Origin of the sequence: Candidatus Pseudothioglobus singularis PS1 (assembly GCF_001281385.1) — a bacterium.
Classification (GTDB): domain Bacteria; phylum Pseudomonadota; class Gammaproteobacteria; order PS1; family Pseudothioglobaceae; genus Pseudothioglobus; species Pseudothioglobus singularis.
This window is the reverse complement of the sequence record NZ_CP006911.1, coordinates 1,365,108-1,381,739: the sequence shown is the minus strand read 5'-3', so window position 1 is coordinate 1,381,739 and position 16,632 is coordinate 1,365,108. Positions and strand designations below refer to the sequence as shown.

Sequence of the window (16,632 nt, the reverse complement as noted above, 5' to 3'; positions counted from 1 at the left end):
GTTCATGAAGGCAGTTATTTTAGCGGGTGGGTTTGGAACTAGGATTAGTGAGGAAACTGATAATATTCCAAAACCCATGATTCAAATTGGAAATAAACCGATACTTTGGCATATTATGAAACTTTATTCATATCATGGCGTAAATGATTTTATTATTTGTTGTGGCTACAGGGGTTATTTAATAAAGGAATATTTCGCAAATTATTTTCTCCACATGTCTGATGTAACATTTGATATGAAGAACAATAAAATGCATGTTCATCAAGAAAGAGCAGAGCCTTGGACAGTTACTTTGGTTGATACTGGTGAAAATACTATGACTGGAGGGAGAATTAAACGAGTACTTGACTATGTTAAAGATGAAGAGGCATTTTGCCTAACTTATGGAGATGGGGTTAGTAATGTAGATATTGCCGCTCTGATAAGACATCATAAGGCACATCAAAAACTAGCTACTCTTACAGCAGTTTTCTCTCCTGGGCGTTTTGGTGCTCTAGAGATATTAAATGGACAAGTTAAGACCTTTGTAGAAAAACCAAGAGGAGATGGTGCAAGAATCAATGGTGGTTTTTTTGTCCTTTCACCCAAAGTAATTGAGTTCATTGCTGATGATACTACCTTTTGGGAGCATGAGCCAATGGAGACTTTAGCTCAAAAAGGCAACATGATTGCTTTTAATCATGATGGCTTTTGGCAGCCTATGGATACTTTAAGGGATAAGAATTACCTTGAGGATCTCTGGACTAATTCTAAAGCACCATGGCGTGTTTGGAAGTGAATTATAGTTTCTGGTCTGGTAAGAAAGTACTAATTTCTGGGCATTCAGGCTTTAAAGGAAGTTGGTTAACTTTATGGCTGAAAAGCCTAGGTGCTGAAGTAATTGGAGTTTCACTAGACCCACCTTCAAAGCCAAGTTTGTATTTAAAAGCTCATATTGCTAATGATATAATAAGTCATAGGCAAGATATACGCGACCTTCAAGGTTTAACAAAAATTTTTCAAAAATACAAGCCTGAAATTGTATTTCACTTAGCTGCTCAATCTCTAGTTAAATATTCATACTTAAACCCTTTAGAAACATATGAAACCAATGTAATGGGCACAGTCAACATTCTTGAAGCAATAAAAAATGTTGGTAATGTTAAAGCTGCAATTATGGTCACTTCTGATAAATGCTATGAAAATACAGGGAGCTATGAAGGATATGTAGAAGATGACCCAATGGGGGGCTTTGATCCCTACAGTAGTAGCAAAGGTGCTTCTGAGTTGTTAATTTCATCATATAGAAATAGTTTTTTTGCAAATACAAATTCTCAGAAAAATAATACAGCTATTGCCTCTGTTCGGGCTGGTAATGTTATTGGCGGTGGTGATTGGGCTGAAGATAGACTAATTCCAGATATAATTGACGCTTTTCAAAAAAAAGAAAAAGTTAAGATCCGAAATCCTCATGCAGTCCGGCCATGGCAGCATGTTTTAGAGCCACTTTCTGGTTATATGCTATTAGCTGAATTACTATTTACAGAGGGCTCTATTCATGCAGAAGCATGGAATTTTGGACCAAATGATGAAGATGCTCGACCAGTAGAGTGGATTGTAAAAAGAATTGCGTATTTGTGGGGTGACAAATCACAATGGACTATGGACAAAAATTTCCATGAACACGAGGCTGCCTTTCTTAAGCTTAATTGCAGTAAAGCCTTGAAAAATTTAAATTGGAAGCCTAAATGGACTTTAGATGAAGCTCTAACTAAAATTGTAGAGTGGCATAAAGAAGAGAGATCAAATCCTTCAAAATGTAAGGAAATATGTTTAAACCAAATTCAAAACTATCAAAATAAATAGGAATATTAATGACCAAGAAAGAATTAAGAGAAAAAATATTGAACTTAGTTGTCCAGTATGGTGACGAGCATCTAAACAATGATTCCTTTAAGGAGGGAGATATAATTCCTCCATCAGGAAAAGTTATAGGTAGCAATGAACTTAAAATGATGACAGATGCAGTTTTGGACGGTTGGCTGACAACGGGTCGTTTTAATACTGAGTTTGAAAAAAAACTTGGTGACTATTTAGGTGCAAAATATGTTCTTACAACAAATTCTGGCTCATCTGCTAACTTGTGTGCATTTTCTGCTCTTACTTCTCCTAAGCTAGGGGATAGAAGATTAATGCCTGGGGATGAGGTGATTTCTGTTGCAGCTGGTTTTCCAACAACTGTTAATCCAATTATTCAAAATAATTGTGTGCCTGTTTTTGTAGATGTTGATATTCCAACTTATAATATTAATGTAGATCTTCTTGAAGAAGCATACTCTGACAAAACAAAAGCTGTCATGATAGCTCATACCTTAGGCAATCCCTATAATCTTAGGGCTATCAAAAAATTTACTGAAAAATACAACTTATGGCTAGTTGAAGATACTTGTGATGCCCTTGGTTCTGAATATGATGGTAAAAGAGTTGGGACTTTTGGAGATATTGGTACTTTAAGTTTTTATCCTGCACACCATATTACCATGGGGGAGGGTGGAGCAGTTTTTACAAATAATGCCCAGTTAAAAATGTGTATTGAGTCAATTAGAGACTGGGGAAGGGATTGCTATTGTTTGCCTGGTTGCGATAATACCTGTGGTAAGCGTTTTGACTGGCAGCTTGGAGACTTACCAAAAGGCTATGATCACAAATACACATATTCTCATCTTGGATATAATTTAAAAATTACGGATATGCAGGCTGCTTGTGGTTTGGCTCAACTCGAACGTATTGATGATTTTGTCAAAGCTAGAAAAGATAATTTTGAGTACTTGACAGAAAAACTACAAACCTTAAAAGAATTCTTAATACTTCCAAAGCCTACCGAGAACTCTTCTCCATCATGGTTTGGTTTTCCAATAACCATTAAAGAAGATTCTGGCATAAGTAGAGTTATGTTGACCAAACATTTGGATAGTTATAATATTGGAACTCGCCTTCTTTTTGCTGGGAATCTCACTAGACAACCTTATTTTCAAAATAGAGAGTATAGAGTTGTGGGCAGTTTGAAAAATACTGATATCATTATGAACCAGACATTTTGGATTGGATTATATCCTGGATTAAAGAAACAACATCTTGACTTTGTTGTGTCAAAGTTGGAAGAACTTTTTGGAATCGGTTGGTAACAAACCAAATAATAAATATAGGGAGAGTTTTGTGAAAAAAATACCAGAAAATTTATTTACTCTTGAGTTAGCAAATAATCATATGGGTGATATTGAACATGGAATTCATGTAATTCAAGAATTTGGAAAAGTATGCAAAAAGTATCCTTTTTCTTTTGCATTTAAGTTGCAATATCGTCAGCTAGATTCATTTATTCATCCTAGTATGAAGGGAAGGGACGATATTCCATATATTAAAAGATTTTCTGAAACCCGACTGACAAGAGGAGATCATGATCGTCTAGTTAAAGAAATTCAAAAACAAGGTTTTCTAACTATGTCAACTCCTTTTGATGAGGAATCAGTGGATGTGATTGAATCTCAGGATTTAGACATTATTAAAATTCCAAGTTGTTCCTTTGGTGACTGGCCCCTTTTAGAGAAAATAAGTCAAACAGATAAGCCTATTATTGCTTCAACTGCTGGCGCTACTATTGAACTTATTGACCAAGTAATAAGCTTTCTAAAGCATCGAAATAAAGAATTCGCGATTCTTCACTGTGTTGGTGAATATCCTACACCAGATGATAAAATGCATATTTCTCAAATTGATTTTCTTAAAAATCGCTATCCAGATGTTCGGATTGGTTTTTCTACGCATGAGGATACATCTAACACTGACTTCATTAAGATGGCTGTTGCAAAAGGTGCTAGCATTTTTGAAAAACATGTAGCTGTTCAAACTGAAAAATATGGAATTAATAAATATTCAGCAACCCCTGAACAGGTTGACGCTTGGCTGGAGTCTGCTTTATATGCTCAAAAAACTTGTGGTGTTAGTGATGTCAGACTTCCTGTTAATCCTAAAGAGGCTGCAAGCTTGCTTTCTCTTAGAAGAGGGGTTTTTGCTAAGCGAGATATACATAAAGGTGATGCATTGACTATTGAAAATGTTTTTTTTGCATTTCCTCCAGAAGAGGGACAATTTACTGCAAATGACTGGTCAAAATATTTTTCATTTCATGCTAAAGAAGATATTCATGTTAATGATGCAATTTCACCTAGTAATTCCATTAAGACAGATTCGAGAGAAAAAATTTGGGATATAGTTAAAAAAGTTAGAAAAATTATAAAGGATAGTAATGTTGTAATACCAGGATCAGCTGAGCTTGAAATATCACATCATTATGGATTAGAAAAGTTTCATGAGTTTGGCCTTACAATGTTGACTGTTGTAAATAGGGATTATTGTAAAAAATTATTAGTGTCACTTCCTGGACAAAAACATCCTGAACAATATCATAAGCAAAAAGAAGAAACTTTTCATGTTTTATATGGCACTGTAGAAATTGTATTAAATGGCGTGACTCAGACTTGTTCTCCTGGAGATGTGCTAACTATTGAACCAGAAACGCGTCATGCATTTATAAGTCATGATGGAGCAGTTATTGAAGAAATCTCTAGTACTCATTTTGTTAATGATTCATTTTATACAGATGAAAGTATCTCTCTTAATGAGAATAGAAAAACTATATTGACACATTGGATGGGCTAGTTGGGTGAGTGAAACTTATAGAGTTGCTGACTACATAGCAGATTTTATTGAAAAAATTGGGGTTAAAAATGTCTTTCTTTTGCCAGGAGGTGGTGCAATGCACCTTGTGGACGCAGTTGGTAAGAATAGGCAAATTGAAGTAGTGGCCTGCCTTCATGAGCAGGCAGCAGCAATTTCTGCAGAAGCTTACTCAAGGATTAGTGAAAATATCGGTGTAGCAATGGTTACTACAGGTCCAGGTGCTACAAATGCTATCACTGCAGTTGCCGGTGCTTGGATCGAATCTGTTCCTTTAATGATCATATCTGGTCAATGTAAAAGAAGTGACATGCTTCGTGACTCACCTTTGAGGCAAAAGGGAGTCCAAGAGGTTGATATTGTTAAAATGGTTAAGAGTATTACTAAATACTCAAAAATTGTTGAAAACCCACAGGAAATAAGGTCTGTGTTGGAAGAGGCTTATCATATGGCTAAAGATGGACGAGCTGGACCTGTTTGGATTGATGTTCCTCTTGATGTTCAAGGGGCTCCGTTATCTTTGGAAAACCTTCCTGTTTGGCAAAATAATAATACAGATAAAGTAAAAGACATTCCTAATAAAGTAATTAAGGATATTCAGAATTTAATCTCAAATTCAGAGAGACCTCTAATTATTGCAGGACATGGTATTCGTTTAGCAAATGCTGCTGAATCATTTAAAGATTGGGTTGAGGAGCTTGGAGTTCCTGTGGTAAGCACTTGGAACGCTCTTGACCTATTACCATTCAACCATCCTCTTTATGTTGGCCGTCCAGGGGTTGTTGCATTAAGAGGTCCAAATTTTGCTGTTCAAAATTGCGACTTATTAATAAGTATTGGTTGCCGATTAGATAATATCATTACGGCATATAATTCAAAAGGCTTTGCTAGAGAGGCTAAAAAAATCATTGTAGATGTTGATTCAAATGAGATCAAGAAACTTGAAATGGATATTGAAATTTCAGTTGTTTCTGATGCGGGTAAATTTATTGATTCCATCAAAAAAACAAAAATAAAAACTTCTTCTGGTCTTAAATTTTGGCAAGACACTTGCAATGATTGGAAAACTAGATATGGAGTTAATAAAGGAAAACCTTTTCCAAATAAAGGTGAGATCTCCCACTATCATCTGGCAAATTCTTTGTCAAATAATATTCCTGAAGAAACTTTGATTTCTACAGGAAGTTCTGGTCTCGCAGTTGAAGCCTTCTACACCGTTTTTCGTAATAGGGTTGGCCAAAGAGTTTTTCTCACCTCTGGTTTAGGCGCAATGGGCTATGGCTTACCGTCTGCTATAGGTGCCTGTTTTGCTAATAATAAAAAGCCAATGGTTGCTATTGAAAGTGATGGAAGTTTGCAGCTCAATATTCAAGAGTTGGCTACAGTTAAGGCCTTTAACCTGCCGATTGTATTAGTGGTTATGAACAATGATGGATATGCTTCTATCAGAAATACTCAGCGTAATTATTTCGAAGAAAGATACGTTGGTACTGGCCCAGAGTCTGGCCTAGTATTACCAGATCTTGAAAAATTATCTTTTACTTATAATATTCAGTTTGAAAAAGTAATTGATGCTTCTGAATTAGATGAAACTCTTCAAAAATGTATAGGTTCAAATCAGCCTGTAATAATTGATGTTCGATTAGTCAAGAATGAGGTTTTACTTCCTAAAGTTTCAGCTTTACCTCAAAAAGATGGTTCAATTTATTCTATGCCACTGGAGGATATGACCCCACTTCTTCCTCTCAAAATACTTGAGTCAGAAATGATTATAAGTCTTCTAGATATTTCTAGAAATGCTAACAGAGATAATTGAAATGTCAATTAATTGCAGAGTTTGCGACGCTATATGCTACAAAAATAATCTATTAAGTTATAGTAATATGCCTTCATCGGCTCAAGGATTTTTAACAACTGAAGATTTAAAATTTGATGCAGGTTCAAGTCTTTTTATTGTTCAATGTAAGTCTTGTGGTTTGATTCAGCTTGACAATGCTCCTGTTCCATACTTTAAGGAAGTAATTCGAGCAAGTTCTTTTTCAGAAGAGATGAAAAAATTCCGCTTAAAGCAGTTTAAGTCTTGGGTAAAAGAATTTAATTTAACCAATAAAAAAGTATTAGAAGTTGGTTGTGGTAAGGGCGAATACCTTGAAATTTTATCTACTGTTGGTGCAGAGGCACACGGAATTGAGTATTCAATACAATCAGTTGATTATTGTGTGAATAATAATTTATCTGTATCTCAGGGGTTTTTAGGCGATAAACATTCAGATATAGAAAATCAAAAATTTGATGGATTTATGTGTCTTAGTTTTATGGAACATTGGCCTGATCCAAATAAAGTCCTTGGTGAACTTTCAAAGATTTTAAATGAAGGTTCAATAGGTCTTATAGAAGTTCCAAATTTTAATATGATTTTAGAAAAGGGTTTATACTCCGAATTTATCTCAGATCATCTTATGTACTTTACTAAAGAGACTTTAATTTTTACTTTGCAACTTAATGGTTTTGAAGTTTTAAGTTGTAAATCGATTTGGCATAACTATATTTTGTCAGCGGTTGTAAGAAAAAGAATTAAAACTAATTTAGATTTTTTTGAAAACTTTAAGAAAAAAGTAAAGTATGATTTAGATTTTTTCATAAAAAAATTCCCTGAAAAGGGCGTTGCTATCTGGGGAGCAGGGCACCAAGCACTTGCAACTATTTCATTAACTAAAATTGAGAAAAATATTAAATATATTGTTGATTCTGCTGTTTTCAAACAAGGTAGATACTCACCTTCGAGCCATATTAAGATAGTTTCAGAAGATAAATTAATAGAAGATCCTGTCGATGCACTAATTATAATGGCAGGGAGTTATTCTGACGAAATTATTAAAATTATGAAATCGAAATATCCTTTAATTGAAATTGCAGTTTTAAGAGAGTTTGGACTAGAGTTATTTGAAGACTGAATCATGAGAGAAATCAAAGAACTATTAAGTAAAATTGCTAATCCAAGAAAGGGCTTGCCAGAAGAGGTATTTTTATTTGTAAGTCAGTTAACACCAATGGTCAATGTAGAGCTTTTAATTAAAGATCCATTGAAAGGAACTTTATTAACATGGAGACATGATGAATTTTATGGGCCAGATTGGCATTTGCCTGGTGGAATAATAAGATTTAAAGAACTAGCTGAAACTAGGGTGAATAAAGTAGCATTAAATGAACTTGATGCTACAGTATCTTTTATTGAGAAGCCTATTGAGATTAATGAAATTATGAATAAAGAACGTGATTTAAGAGGCCATTTTTTGTCCTTATTGTATGAATGTAGTTTAACAAGCTCACTAAATAAAGCAACTAAGTTCGATAAAAATTCTCCTAAAAATGGAAGCTGGTGTTGGTTTCAAAGTTGTCCTGATAATTTAATTTATCAACATGAAATATATAGGGACAAGATAGGATTGTAATTTTAAAAATATATTCTTTTGTTTATTAATCTTATTATAATTATTCAAAGTTTAATTTATTAATCTTAGTTCATAAAATTTTCTGTTAAAGGAGTAAATTATATTATGCAAACTGCAATTCCAATTTATGCTGAAGAGGCTGCACTTACTGAAATTGAAGGTAAGAAGCGTCAAGATCAAAGTATTAAAAGACCCAGGGTTTATGAAAAAATCCAGAATTATTTTGGCAATATGGCTGATGGTGTAATAAGTCCTATTCTTCGCCTTAAAATAAATAGATCACTTTGTAATTTTCACTGCTTACATTGCTGTGAAGAGCCCTACATGAGCAGGGATTTAAAAAAGAAAACGGGTACTATTGATCCCAGGCATCAAATGACAATTGATGATTATGCTGAGTTATCTAGACAAGCCGATGAATATGGAATTTATCGTTTCGTTTTAACTGGAGGAGAGGCGCTATTAGATAAAAATCTTGAAGAGTTAATTATTGCTCTTGATCCAATGAAGCACCTCATTATCCTAGATACGAATGGATGGACTTTTGATGAAGAAAAGGCAAAATGGTTTGCAGCTCTAGGTGGTTATAAAGTTCAAATTTCATTGGATAGCTTTATAGAAGAAGAGCATGACTCTTTTCGTGTAAAGCCTGGATCATACAAGAGGGCGCTTAGAGCTGTTAAAGCCTCAAAAGAGGCTGGTCTTGAGTTATTGATTTCTACATGTATTGTAAAAGATAGAGTTTTTTCAAAGGAATTTGACGAGTTTTGTGAATATTGCTATGAAGAAGATATACCTTTATACGTTACTCTTGCTAAGCCTGTAGGTAGTGCTCGAGGCCATGATGAGTGGGTATGTACCAAAGATGATGTGGATTACCTCAAACTTTTAGAAGATAAGTATAATATTTTTACTCACATGACCCCTTCGTATGGCCGTCCGGGTCAATGCATTACTGTAAAAGGTATCAATACAATTAATCATGATGGAGAGATTGTCCCATGTCCATACATGGACCTATCAATTGGAAATGTTATGACTATGCCACTCTCTGATATTCTTGATCGTGGAATGCAGGATAAATGGCTTGGACCTTACAGAGATGAATGTATTATTGGAGAAAACTTCGATTTTATTAAGTTTCATAATGATACTGTTACGGACCATCTTAAAGAATCACCTTTACTTCCGGTTCCTTATGAAAAAGGTTTTGCTATTGCTGGGTTGTCTAAAGACTCGGGTAAGGTGAGTAATATAGCATTTCCTAATGTTGAAAATACAACGAACCAATTAAAGGATTAAAATGAGCTTAGAAGAAAATAATGAGAGTTTGTTTGATCAGAAAGGAAGAAGAATTCCATTCAGTGGTATGAGGGTTTTTAATGAAGAGTCATTGTCGTATTATAAAATAAGTAAATCTTCTTATAATTTTCCAGAAATTTTAACAAACAGTAAGAAATTTTCTAGTGTTGATCCTGGCATTAAACTTGAATCTTTTGAATCAACATGTACAGATTTGAAAGAAAATTTAGAGAATGAACCTCTCTTAAAAAACCTTTTCACTGGAGTTCATGTTCCCTTTATTTGCCCTAAGAGAGAGCCAGAAATTGATTTAGGAATAGAATTAGAAAAAACAACATTACCATCAGTTGCCGCCTCATTTAAAGGCACTTTTCCAGAGCTTCATTGTAAAGCTACACTTCAGGGTAGTTCAAAATTAGAGGGCGAATTAAGCATCGATAATAAGTCACGATATGACTCCTTTCTTGATGCACAACAAAGAGGTGCAGTGGTTGGATGGTATTTTCCACAAGCTTTGCAGGAGTATGATATTGATTCTCAACGAGCTCAAATGAAAACTTTACCACTTCATGAAAATCTGGTCCTTAGTGGTGCTGTAGATACCGCAGCAGCCCTAATTGGCTCGCCTGACTTATTGGTCAACATAGATGATTATCCACCAGTACTTTGTCTTTCAGCTCTTAAGCACACTGACGAACGTTTAATGTTATGTTTTAAAGCTTATGGTCAGCATCTCGAGTTTTGGTGCATGAGTCAGATGCTTACTCCAGGACAGAAACAAGTCTCTGAACAATGGTCTGGTGGCCTGACTTTATTTGCATCGATTGAATGAATTCTGAAGAGATAAATATCTCTGAAAGGGAATTTAGTGGATGGTCTGAATTAGCTGGTGAGTCTATTTTTATTACTGGGGGCTCTGGTTTTATTGGTTCAGCGCTTCTTTACTCACTAATTGAGTCAAACAAAAGGAGCAATTTAAATATAAGAGTCACAGTACTTACAAGAAATATTAGTTCATTTACAATTAAACATGCTGAAATAGTTAAATCAAGTTTTATTACCCTGTTAGAGGGTGAAGTTAGAAATTTTGATTTTCCAAAAGAGAAATTTTCAAAATTATTTCATTTAGCGACAACTTCTGCTTTCGAAACTTTCAAAGGAGAAGATCAACTAAGAAAATACAAGACACTTGTTGAAGGAACAGAAAGAGTTCTTCAATTTGCAGCATTTAGCAACGTAAAGAAGATAGTTTTTACAAGCTCTGGAGTTGTTTATGGCAAACTCCCAGAGGGAGTAAAGAATGTTAGTGAAACTTACTTTGGTTCTCCTGATACGAGTTCACCTTCTTCAGCACTTGCTCAAGGAAAGAGAGGTGCCGAGTTTCTAATATCATATTATGCTGATAAGTACGGTTTTGACTTTGTGATTGCAAGATGTTTTTCATTTGTTGGGCCAAATCTTCCTTTACAACTTCATTATGCAATTGGAAATTTTGTATTTGATGCAATGCATAATGAAACAATTAATATTAAAAGTGATGGTAAAGCATATCGATCTTACATGGATGTTAACGATTTAACAGTGTGGCTTTTAAGTTTTATGTCAATTAATTGCAAACATAAGATTTATAATGTAGGCTCAAATCAAGCATTGTCAATTATAGATTTAGCAAAAAAAATACAAAAAATAATATCACCCAATAAAAAAATAGTGATTCAAGGGGACACTTCTCATTCCGTAGGAAATTTTTCACGTAGTTACTATGTGCCTAATATAGATCGAGCCACAAATGAATTTAATTTAGATATATGGATTGATTTAGATTTATCAATTAACAGGTTAAGAGATGCCAGTAAATCTAAAGAATAAATCTCTAAAAACGGTTATATTTGATCTAGATGGGACTTTAATAGACTCTTCCTCTAGTATTGTTGCTAGTTTTAAAAGTGCTTTTCTATCCTGTGGTATAACTCCAATAAAGTCTCTAAATTCAGATATTATTGGCCCACCATTAGTGGAGATACTTGAACAATTGTCTGGCACTTCTAATAAGAAAATTTTGGATAATTTGTCGGCTGAATTTAAGTCTCATTATGATACGTATGGCTACAAGAATACAATAGTTTATCCAGGTATAGTTCAAATGCTTACTGAGGTCAAGAAAAGTGGTTTAAAGATTTATATTGCAACTAACAAACGAATTTATCCTACTCAGAAAATTATTAATTTACTAAAGTGGAGCGATTTTTTTGAAGGCATTTATGCTTTAGATTCTATTTCACCGCCAGCTTTATCAAAAGGTAGGCTGCTATCTACTATTATGAAAAATAATAACCTTGCAAAAGAAAATACAGTTTATGTTGGCGATCGTGAGGATGATAAAACCGCTTCATTTTTTAGCAACATTGATTTTATAATGGCTTGTTGGGGCTATGATAATAAAGAAGAATTATTGGATACAGTTAATGTCTTATCACCATTAGATTTAATTAATAAATTACTTAATATTAAATAGTGCATAAATTATGAGTTCTATTTCTATTGCAATACCAACTTATAATAATGCTGAGTTCTTGGATTATTTATTGGAAACAAATACTCCATTGTTTGAAAAGTACAAAATCAGAGTTTTTATTTCGGACAATGATTCTACTGATAATACAAACGAAATAATAAATAAATGGAAAGTTAAATATTCATTGATTACTTCAAGAAAAGTTCCAAGGCATGTGAATTTTACAAAAAATACAGAATTAGCTTTAAATCTTGCTACAACTGATTTTGTATGGCTTATGGGTGATAGGTATTTTATCCCTGAAAAGACAATTAAGTATGTTTTGGAGTCAATAAAATTAAATCCTGAGACCGATCTTTATGTTTTGAATCTTGAAGATATGGTAAAGAATATTCCTTCAGCTGACTACACTAATTCAGAATTATTGTTAACTGATCTAGGCCCCTTAATGACCTGCGTTAGTTCACTATTGATTAGAAAGGAGGTCCTCAAAGAGCTTGATTTTAAAAAGTTTGATAGTTCTGGATTTGCTCATTTTTGCTCGATATTTGAATATTTAACTGATAAAGACTTTCATGTGTTATGGAACCCTGAATACTCAGTCTATGCTATTAATCCAAAAGGAGTAATAAGAAAAAATTGGAGTCATGACTTTAGAGCTCTTGAGTTTGGCTCTCGACAGTGGATTAATTCTGTTTTTTCATTGCCTCCAAATTACTCTTTTAATAGTAAATTGAAGTGTATTAAAAATTTTGGAATTTTAAGTAAACTATTTACGTTGAGAGGTATCGCTCTGATGAGGTTCAGAGGAATTTTGACTTATACTAGCTATAAAAAATATTCAAAAGAAATTGGAATTATAGTGAAATACCCAAAATTTATTGTAATGCTAATGTCAATTTTCCCAAGATTTATTCTAATAATTCTATTTTACCTTTTAACAAAGTTACCTAAAAAAACAACTTCATTAATTGGTTTTAGGAGTAATTAGGTCAATTTAAATAATAGATTTAACGCAAAGAACCCCCAAAAGAAAATAGTATAAAATGAATATCATTACAATTCATATAGTTCAAAACTATTTTTGAGCTTATTATTTTTTCAAAATGAACTCAATTAAATCCTATACTAATTTAAATAAAATTGTTGTATTCTTCCATGATTGGTTAAATTTAAATCAACAAGGTTTCTCTTCGCAACAGTTAGAATTATTAAAAAAAGACAATGCTCTAATCATTTTAAGTCTTTTTTGGCTGGGTAAAAAAATTGAAGAAGTTAACAATTTTCAAGCTAATCGATATTTTTTAAATGCTATTAATGTTGAGTATCTGCAAGAACAAAATTCACTTTATAAATTTTCAATTGGAAATGAACTTGATAATCAAATTGGAGGCAATTCAAGTAATAACTTAGACTTTCTGAAAGACTTAGGAGTTGTTATTTTGAGGGAGTTTGATGAACAAAAAAATATAAATAGTGATACACGAGAAAAATGGAATTTAAGTAAAAGAAATTTTTTCAATGATAATGGTTATGTGGTAATTCCTGATGTTTTGTCTAGTGCAGAGTGTGACCACTATAGGGAAATTGTTATAAATATTGCAAAAGAAGAAGAGTTAAATAATAGCGGATATTTTTATGGTTTTAATAATAGATTTCAAAGAATTTATAATCTAGTAAATAAATCACATAAACTCGGTGAATTGTTAACACTTCCAATAGTAGAATATATTATGAATGACTTATTTGACAGGGAAACCTTGCATGATAAGTATACTTTAAGTAGTTGGCATGCAAATATCATTCCTGGTGGAGGGGAAGAGCAAAAGTTTCACTTAGACTCTGCAGTGCCACAACCAATTCCACCTTGGATAATAAGAGCTAATATTAATTTTATTGTTGAGGACTATACTGCAGATAATGGTGCAACAGTTTGTCTTCCAGGCTCACATAAAATTCTTTCGAAGCCCACATTTAGTGATGAACAAAAACATAAAAAACAATTAGTTAAAATGATTGCACCCAAAGGCTCAATGGTTATTTGGACTGGGCATTTGTGGCATAAAAGTGGAGAAAATAGTACCAACAAAAATAGGGTTGCACTTTTAGCATGCTTTGCTGCCAGTCATTTAATTGAGATGGCTCTTGAGGAAAATCATCAGTTAATCATAGGTGAAGAAAATCTTAATTCTTTTTCAGAGGAGTTAAAAAATCTACTTTTATTCAATCATGGTCTAAAACAAGGAGCTAAAAGTAAGTCTAGTTATTTCAAAGACTGATCAGTTGATAAATTCAATCTAGTATTTATCTCAAAATAAACTTCTAGACTTACTTATATTTCATAAAATATGTTAATTAAAATTAATTTTATTTAATACGAGATTCAATGAAAAGTGAATTTTTAACAGTAATTATTCCATTTTATAACGCAATTAGATATAAAGAAATAATCTTAAATAATTTAAGTCGAAATAAATCAAATCAAGTTAGTTTTATACTAATCGATGATGGTTCGGAAGATGACCTTCTTGATTTGATTAAAAAAGAAGTTGAAGAAAATAATATTGTTTTTATAAAAAATCCCAAAAAATTTGGAGTATCTAAATCAAGAAATATTGGTATAAGAAACTGTCGTTCTGATTTTTTAATGTTTTGTGACGTAGACGATGATTTAGATTTAAGTCAAATCAATAATTTGAGCGATACTCTTGAGCAGGAAAATGATTTAATCATATTTAAACATCAAAGTAAGGATAAATATAATTTTCAACAAAAATCCTTTAACCACAATCAAAATGGCCAGTTAGATAAGAAACGAAGACTTTCTTTAATAATTGATTATTTAAAATCACCAGTTGGTAGTTCAATCCTCATTCACTGTTGGGCTTCTATTTATAAAAGAAAATTTTTAATAGAAAATTCATTGCTTTTTAATGAATCCATTGAGAAATTTGAAGATTCTCTGTTTATCAGCGAAGTTATTACTAATGCTAATACTATTAAAATTTCAGATATTGAGATATATAGTCATTGGGTTCATCAAGGCGGCTTATCTTATTTTTCAGAAAACGGTATAGGTAAATTTAGTCTTCATGTTGAAGTTTATTATCAATTTTTAAAAAATCATGGAATATTTAATGCAATAGATTTAAAGCATTCTGCAACTAATTTTTATGTGTCGAAATTAATGGTACAAATACAAAATAGAAGCTTTGGATTTGTCAAATCGGCTATTGAAAAGATTTTGCTTGAGGATTCAGTTATTGAATCATTAAAATTTTATAATATTGAATGTAAAAAAATGCCACTAATAAAAAACTGGATGTTTAAATCCAAATTAATTATAACTTTAATGATTATGTTTTACAGATTTATTAATTAGCAGTATTCTTAACTATAAGATTTCAATTGGAACATTAATATACTTTTCATAAGGGATTGGCTTGGACGTTTGAATTGCCGACTCTATTTCTGGAGCGCTATAAGACCTGCCTTTGCAAAAGTTGCATGCGGGTATAAACTCGATATCGTTTATATATTTTTTAATATCATTTGTTGATGCATTAACGGAAACATAGTTTCTTTTATCATCAGGCATACCTTGTAATCTATCGGCATTTGCAGCAAATGGACAGCGATATAATTTGTTGTCCGTAAGTGTTATTAAATTTCGAGCACAACAATCAAGAAACATTTCCTTCATTTCAGGTACATCCCTCTTAAAGTCTTGGAGAACGCCACTATCAGTCCAATTCTCTGGATCATGCAATCTATGCGGCACTTCTAACCTTTTTAAGGCTTCGTGAACTTTAGCTGTATTTCTTTCAATAGCTCCCTTAGTTACTTTACGATAATCAGTTAAGGTGAAGACTAGTTTGGGATGCTTAAGAATATTAACAAACTCCTCTTTAAGGGGTATGGTTGCATTTGAATATACAACTTGTTTAGTTATTTTATTATTATTATTAAAATAATCCATTATTCTATATATATCTTTATTCATAAATGGCTCACCACCAATTAGTCTAATTTCGTATATATATTCTACTTTTGATGTTAATTCATCAAAGTCTGCCTTAATTTCTTCAAAAGAAATATCAACTGGAGCTTCATAGTATTGCATAAGATTAGAGCAGTCTTTGCACTTTAATGAGCATTTTTCAGTAATTACAACATCCACACTTCTTAAATATAAGCTTTGAGTTACAAGATATGATTTATGGCATTTTTCAACTGCCTGAAGAGAGTACTTAACAAAATCCTCACTTTCGTCTGTTGGATTTATATGCACAGGATGATTGTTTAAAAATAGGCCAAGAGCAAGCCATTTTTTTATATTTAAATTTTCTACGTTTGGAAGAACGTCTTGGATGTCTATGACAGAGATTATTATTACAGAATTTTTTGTTAATTTTTCTTTTGCTTCATCAAGCGTAATACAGCTTATACCAGTCGACTCTCTCCCTGATTTTTTTGTATCAGTATCGATAAAATTTTGAATTGGTATATCAATATTTGCAGCAAGCCACCGACCAGAAATTCCAAAACCATAAATATAAACATCTTCTTCTTTTTCTAAAGACTCTTTTAATTGGGCAATTGAATCGTAATTAATAACATTATTCATATTCTTACCAAGTAATATAA

Annotated in this window: 15 protein-coding genes; 14 read left to right on the top strand and 1 reads right to left on the bottom strand. The window is 32.6% G+C overall.

Annotated features, from left to right (window positions below; all coding sequences use genetic code 11):
• Window positions 1–4: 4 nt before the first annotated feature.
• From rfbF to W908_RS06920, 14 genes are all read left to right on the top strand, one after another.
• Window positions 5–778 carry a glucose-1-phosphate cytidylyltransferase gene (gene rfbF, locus W908_RS06985; RefSeq protein WP_053820804.1) on the top strand — a complete coding sequence of 258 codons (774 nt, stop codon included), beginning with the start codon at window positions 5–7 and terminating at the stop codon, window positions 776–778.
• Complete coding sequence (gene rfbG, locus W908_RS06980) at window positions 760–1,845, top strand: CDP-glucose 4,6-dehydratase (protein ID WP_200908875.1); 1,086 nt, start codon at window positions 760–762, stop codon at window positions 1,843–1,845. Before rfbF ends, rfbG begins: the two co-directional genes overlap by 19 nt.
• 8 nt (window positions 1,846–1,853) lie before the next feature.
• Entirely contained in the window at window positions 1,854–3,164 is a 1,311-nt protein-coding gene (rfbH, locus tag W908_RS06975) for a lipopolysaccharide biosynthesis protein RfbH (protein WP_053820510.1), read from the top strand.
• Window positions 3,165–3,246: 82 nt separating this feature from the next.
• Window positions 3,247–4,698 (top strand): N-acetylneuraminate synthase family protein, encoded by a 1,452-nt coding sequence (locus tag W908_RS06970; protein WP_053820803.1) that lies wholly within the window; start codon window positions 3,247–3,249, stop codon window positions 4,696–4,698.
• A 4-nt stretch (window positions 4,699–4,702) separates the two neighbouring features.
• Window positions 4,703–6,532: a thiamine pyrophosphate-binding protein gene (locus W908_RS06965; protein ID WP_053820509.1), complete on the top strand. Its 1,830-nt coding sequence runs from the start codon at window positions 4,703–4,705 to the stop codon at window positions 6,530–6,532.
• Window positions 6,533–6,599: 67 nt separating this feature from the next.
• Window positions 6,600–7,670, top strand: coding sequence for a class I SAM-dependent methyltransferase (locus W908_RS06960; RefSeq protein WP_053820802.1), 1,071 nt, complete (start codon window positions 6,600–6,602; stop codon window positions 7,668–7,670).
• Window positions 7,671–7,673: 3 nt separating this feature from the next.
• Entirely contained in the window at window positions 7,674–8,168 is a 495-nt protein-coding gene (locus W908_RS06955) for an NUDIX hydrolase (protein ID WP_053820508.1), read from the top strand.
• Between the two features lie 105 nt (window positions 8,169–8,273).
• Complete coding sequence (locus W908_RS06950) at window positions 8,274–9,470, top strand: radical SAM/SPASM domain-containing protein (protein WP_053820507.1); 1,197 nt, start codon at window positions 8,274–8,276, stop codon at window positions 9,468–9,470.
• A 1-nt stretch (window position 9,471) separates the two neighbouring features.
• A complete protein-coding gene (locus tag W908_RS06945) occupies window positions 9,472–10,302 on the top strand; it encodes a hypothetical protein (protein ID WP_053820506.1) in 831 nt (276 codons plus the stop codon).
• Window positions 10,299–11,339, top strand: coding sequence for an NAD-dependent epimerase/dehydratase family protein (locus W908_RS06940; protein WP_053820505.1), 1,041 nt, complete (start codon window positions 10,299–10,301; stop codon window positions 11,337–11,339). Before W908_RS06945 ends, W908_RS06940 begins: the two co-directional genes overlap by 4 nt.
• Window positions 11,317–11,985 carry an HAD family hydrolase gene (locus W908_RS06935; RefSeq protein ID WP_053820504.1) on the top strand — a complete coding sequence of 223 codons (669 nt, stop codon included), beginning with the start codon at window positions 11,317–11,319 and terminating at the stop codon, window positions 11,983–11,985. Before W908_RS06940 ends, W908_RS06935 begins: the two co-directional genes overlap by 23 nt.
• 10 nt (window positions 11,986–11,995) lie before the next feature.
• A complete protein-coding gene (locus W908_RS06930) occupies window positions 11,996–12,976 on the top strand; it encodes a glycosyltransferase family 2 protein (protein ID WP_053820503.1) in 981 nt (326 codons plus the stop codon).
• A 115-nt stretch (window positions 12,977–13,091) separates the two neighbouring features.
• Window positions 13,092–14,264 carry a phytanoyl-CoA dioxygenase family protein gene (locus tag W908_RS06925; protein WP_053820502.1) on the top strand — a complete coding sequence of 391 codons (1,173 nt, stop codon included), beginning with the start codon at window positions 13,092–13,094 and terminating at the stop codon, window positions 14,262–14,264.
• A gap of 107 nt (window positions 14,265–14,371) precedes the next feature.
• Window positions 14,372–15,367 (top strand): glycosyltransferase family 2 protein, encoded by a 996-nt coding sequence (locus W908_RS06920; protein ID WP_053820501.1) that lies wholly within the window; start codon window positions 14,372–14,374, stop codon window positions 15,365–15,367.
• A 12-nt stretch (window positions 15,368–15,379) separates the two neighbouring features.
• Here W908_RS06920 and W908_RS06915 read toward each other — a convergent pair whose 3' ends face one another.
• The gene (locus W908_RS06915; protein ID WP_053820500.1) at window positions 15,380–16,612 is read right to left on the bottom strand and encodes a radical SAM protein; all 1,233 of its coding nucleotides are present in this window, start codon (window positions 16,610–16,612) and stop codon (window positions 15,380–15,382) included.
• Window positions 16,613–16,632 lie beyond the last annotated feature (20 nt).

Coding starts and splice junctions, on each gene's coding strand:
- rfbF (WP_053820804.1), top strand. CDS start 5: ATGAAGGCAGTTATTTTAGCGGGTGGGTTTGGAACTAGGATTAGTGAG.
- rfbG (WP_200908875.1), top strand. CDS start 760: ATGGCGTGTTTGGAAGTGAATTATAGTTTCTGGTCTGGTAAGAAAGTA.
- rfbH (WP_053820510.1), top strand. CDS start 1,854: ATGACCAAGAAAGAATTAAGAGAAAAAATATTGAACTTAGTTGTCCAG.
- W908_RS06970 (WP_053820803.1), top strand. CDS start 3,247: ATGGGTGATATTGAACATGGAATTCATGTAATTCAAGAATTTGGAAAA.
- W908_RS06960 (WP_053820802.1), top strand. CDS start 6,600: ATGCCTTCATCGGCTCAAGGATTTTTAACAACTGAAGATTTAAAATTT.
- W908_RS06955 (WP_053820508.1), top strand. CDS start 7,674: ATGAGAGAAATCAAAGAACTATTAAGTAAAATTGCTAATCCAAGAAAG.
- W908_RS06950 (WP_053820507.1), top strand. CDS start 8,274: ATGCAAACTGCAATTCCAATTTATGCTGAAGAGGCTGCACTTACTGAA.
- W908_RS06945 (WP_053820506.1), top strand. CDS start 9,472: ATGAGCTTAGAAGAAAATAATGAGAGTTTGTTTGATCAGAAAGGAAGA.
- W908_RS06940 (WP_053820505.1), top strand. CDS start 10,299: ATGAATTCTGAAGAGATAAATATCTCTGAAAGGGAATTTAGTGGATGG.
- W908_RS06935 (WP_053820504.1), top strand. CDS start 11,317: ATGCCAGTAAATCTAAAGAATAAATCTCTAAAAACGGTTATATTTGAT.
- W908_RS06930 (WP_053820503.1), top strand. CDS start 11,996: ATGAGTTCTATTTCTATTGCAATACCAACTTATAATAATGCTGAGTTC.
- W908_RS06925 (WP_053820502.1), top strand. CDS start 13,092: ATGAACTCAATTAAATCCTATACTAATTTAAATAAAATTGTTGTATTC.
- W908_RS06920 (WP_053820501.1), top strand. CDS start 14,372: ATGAAAAGTGAATTTTTAACAGTAATTATTCCATTTTATAACGCAATT.
- W908_RS06915 (WP_053820500.1), bottom strand. CDS start 16,612: ATGAATAATGTTATTAATTACGATTCAATTGCCCAATTAAAAGAGTCT.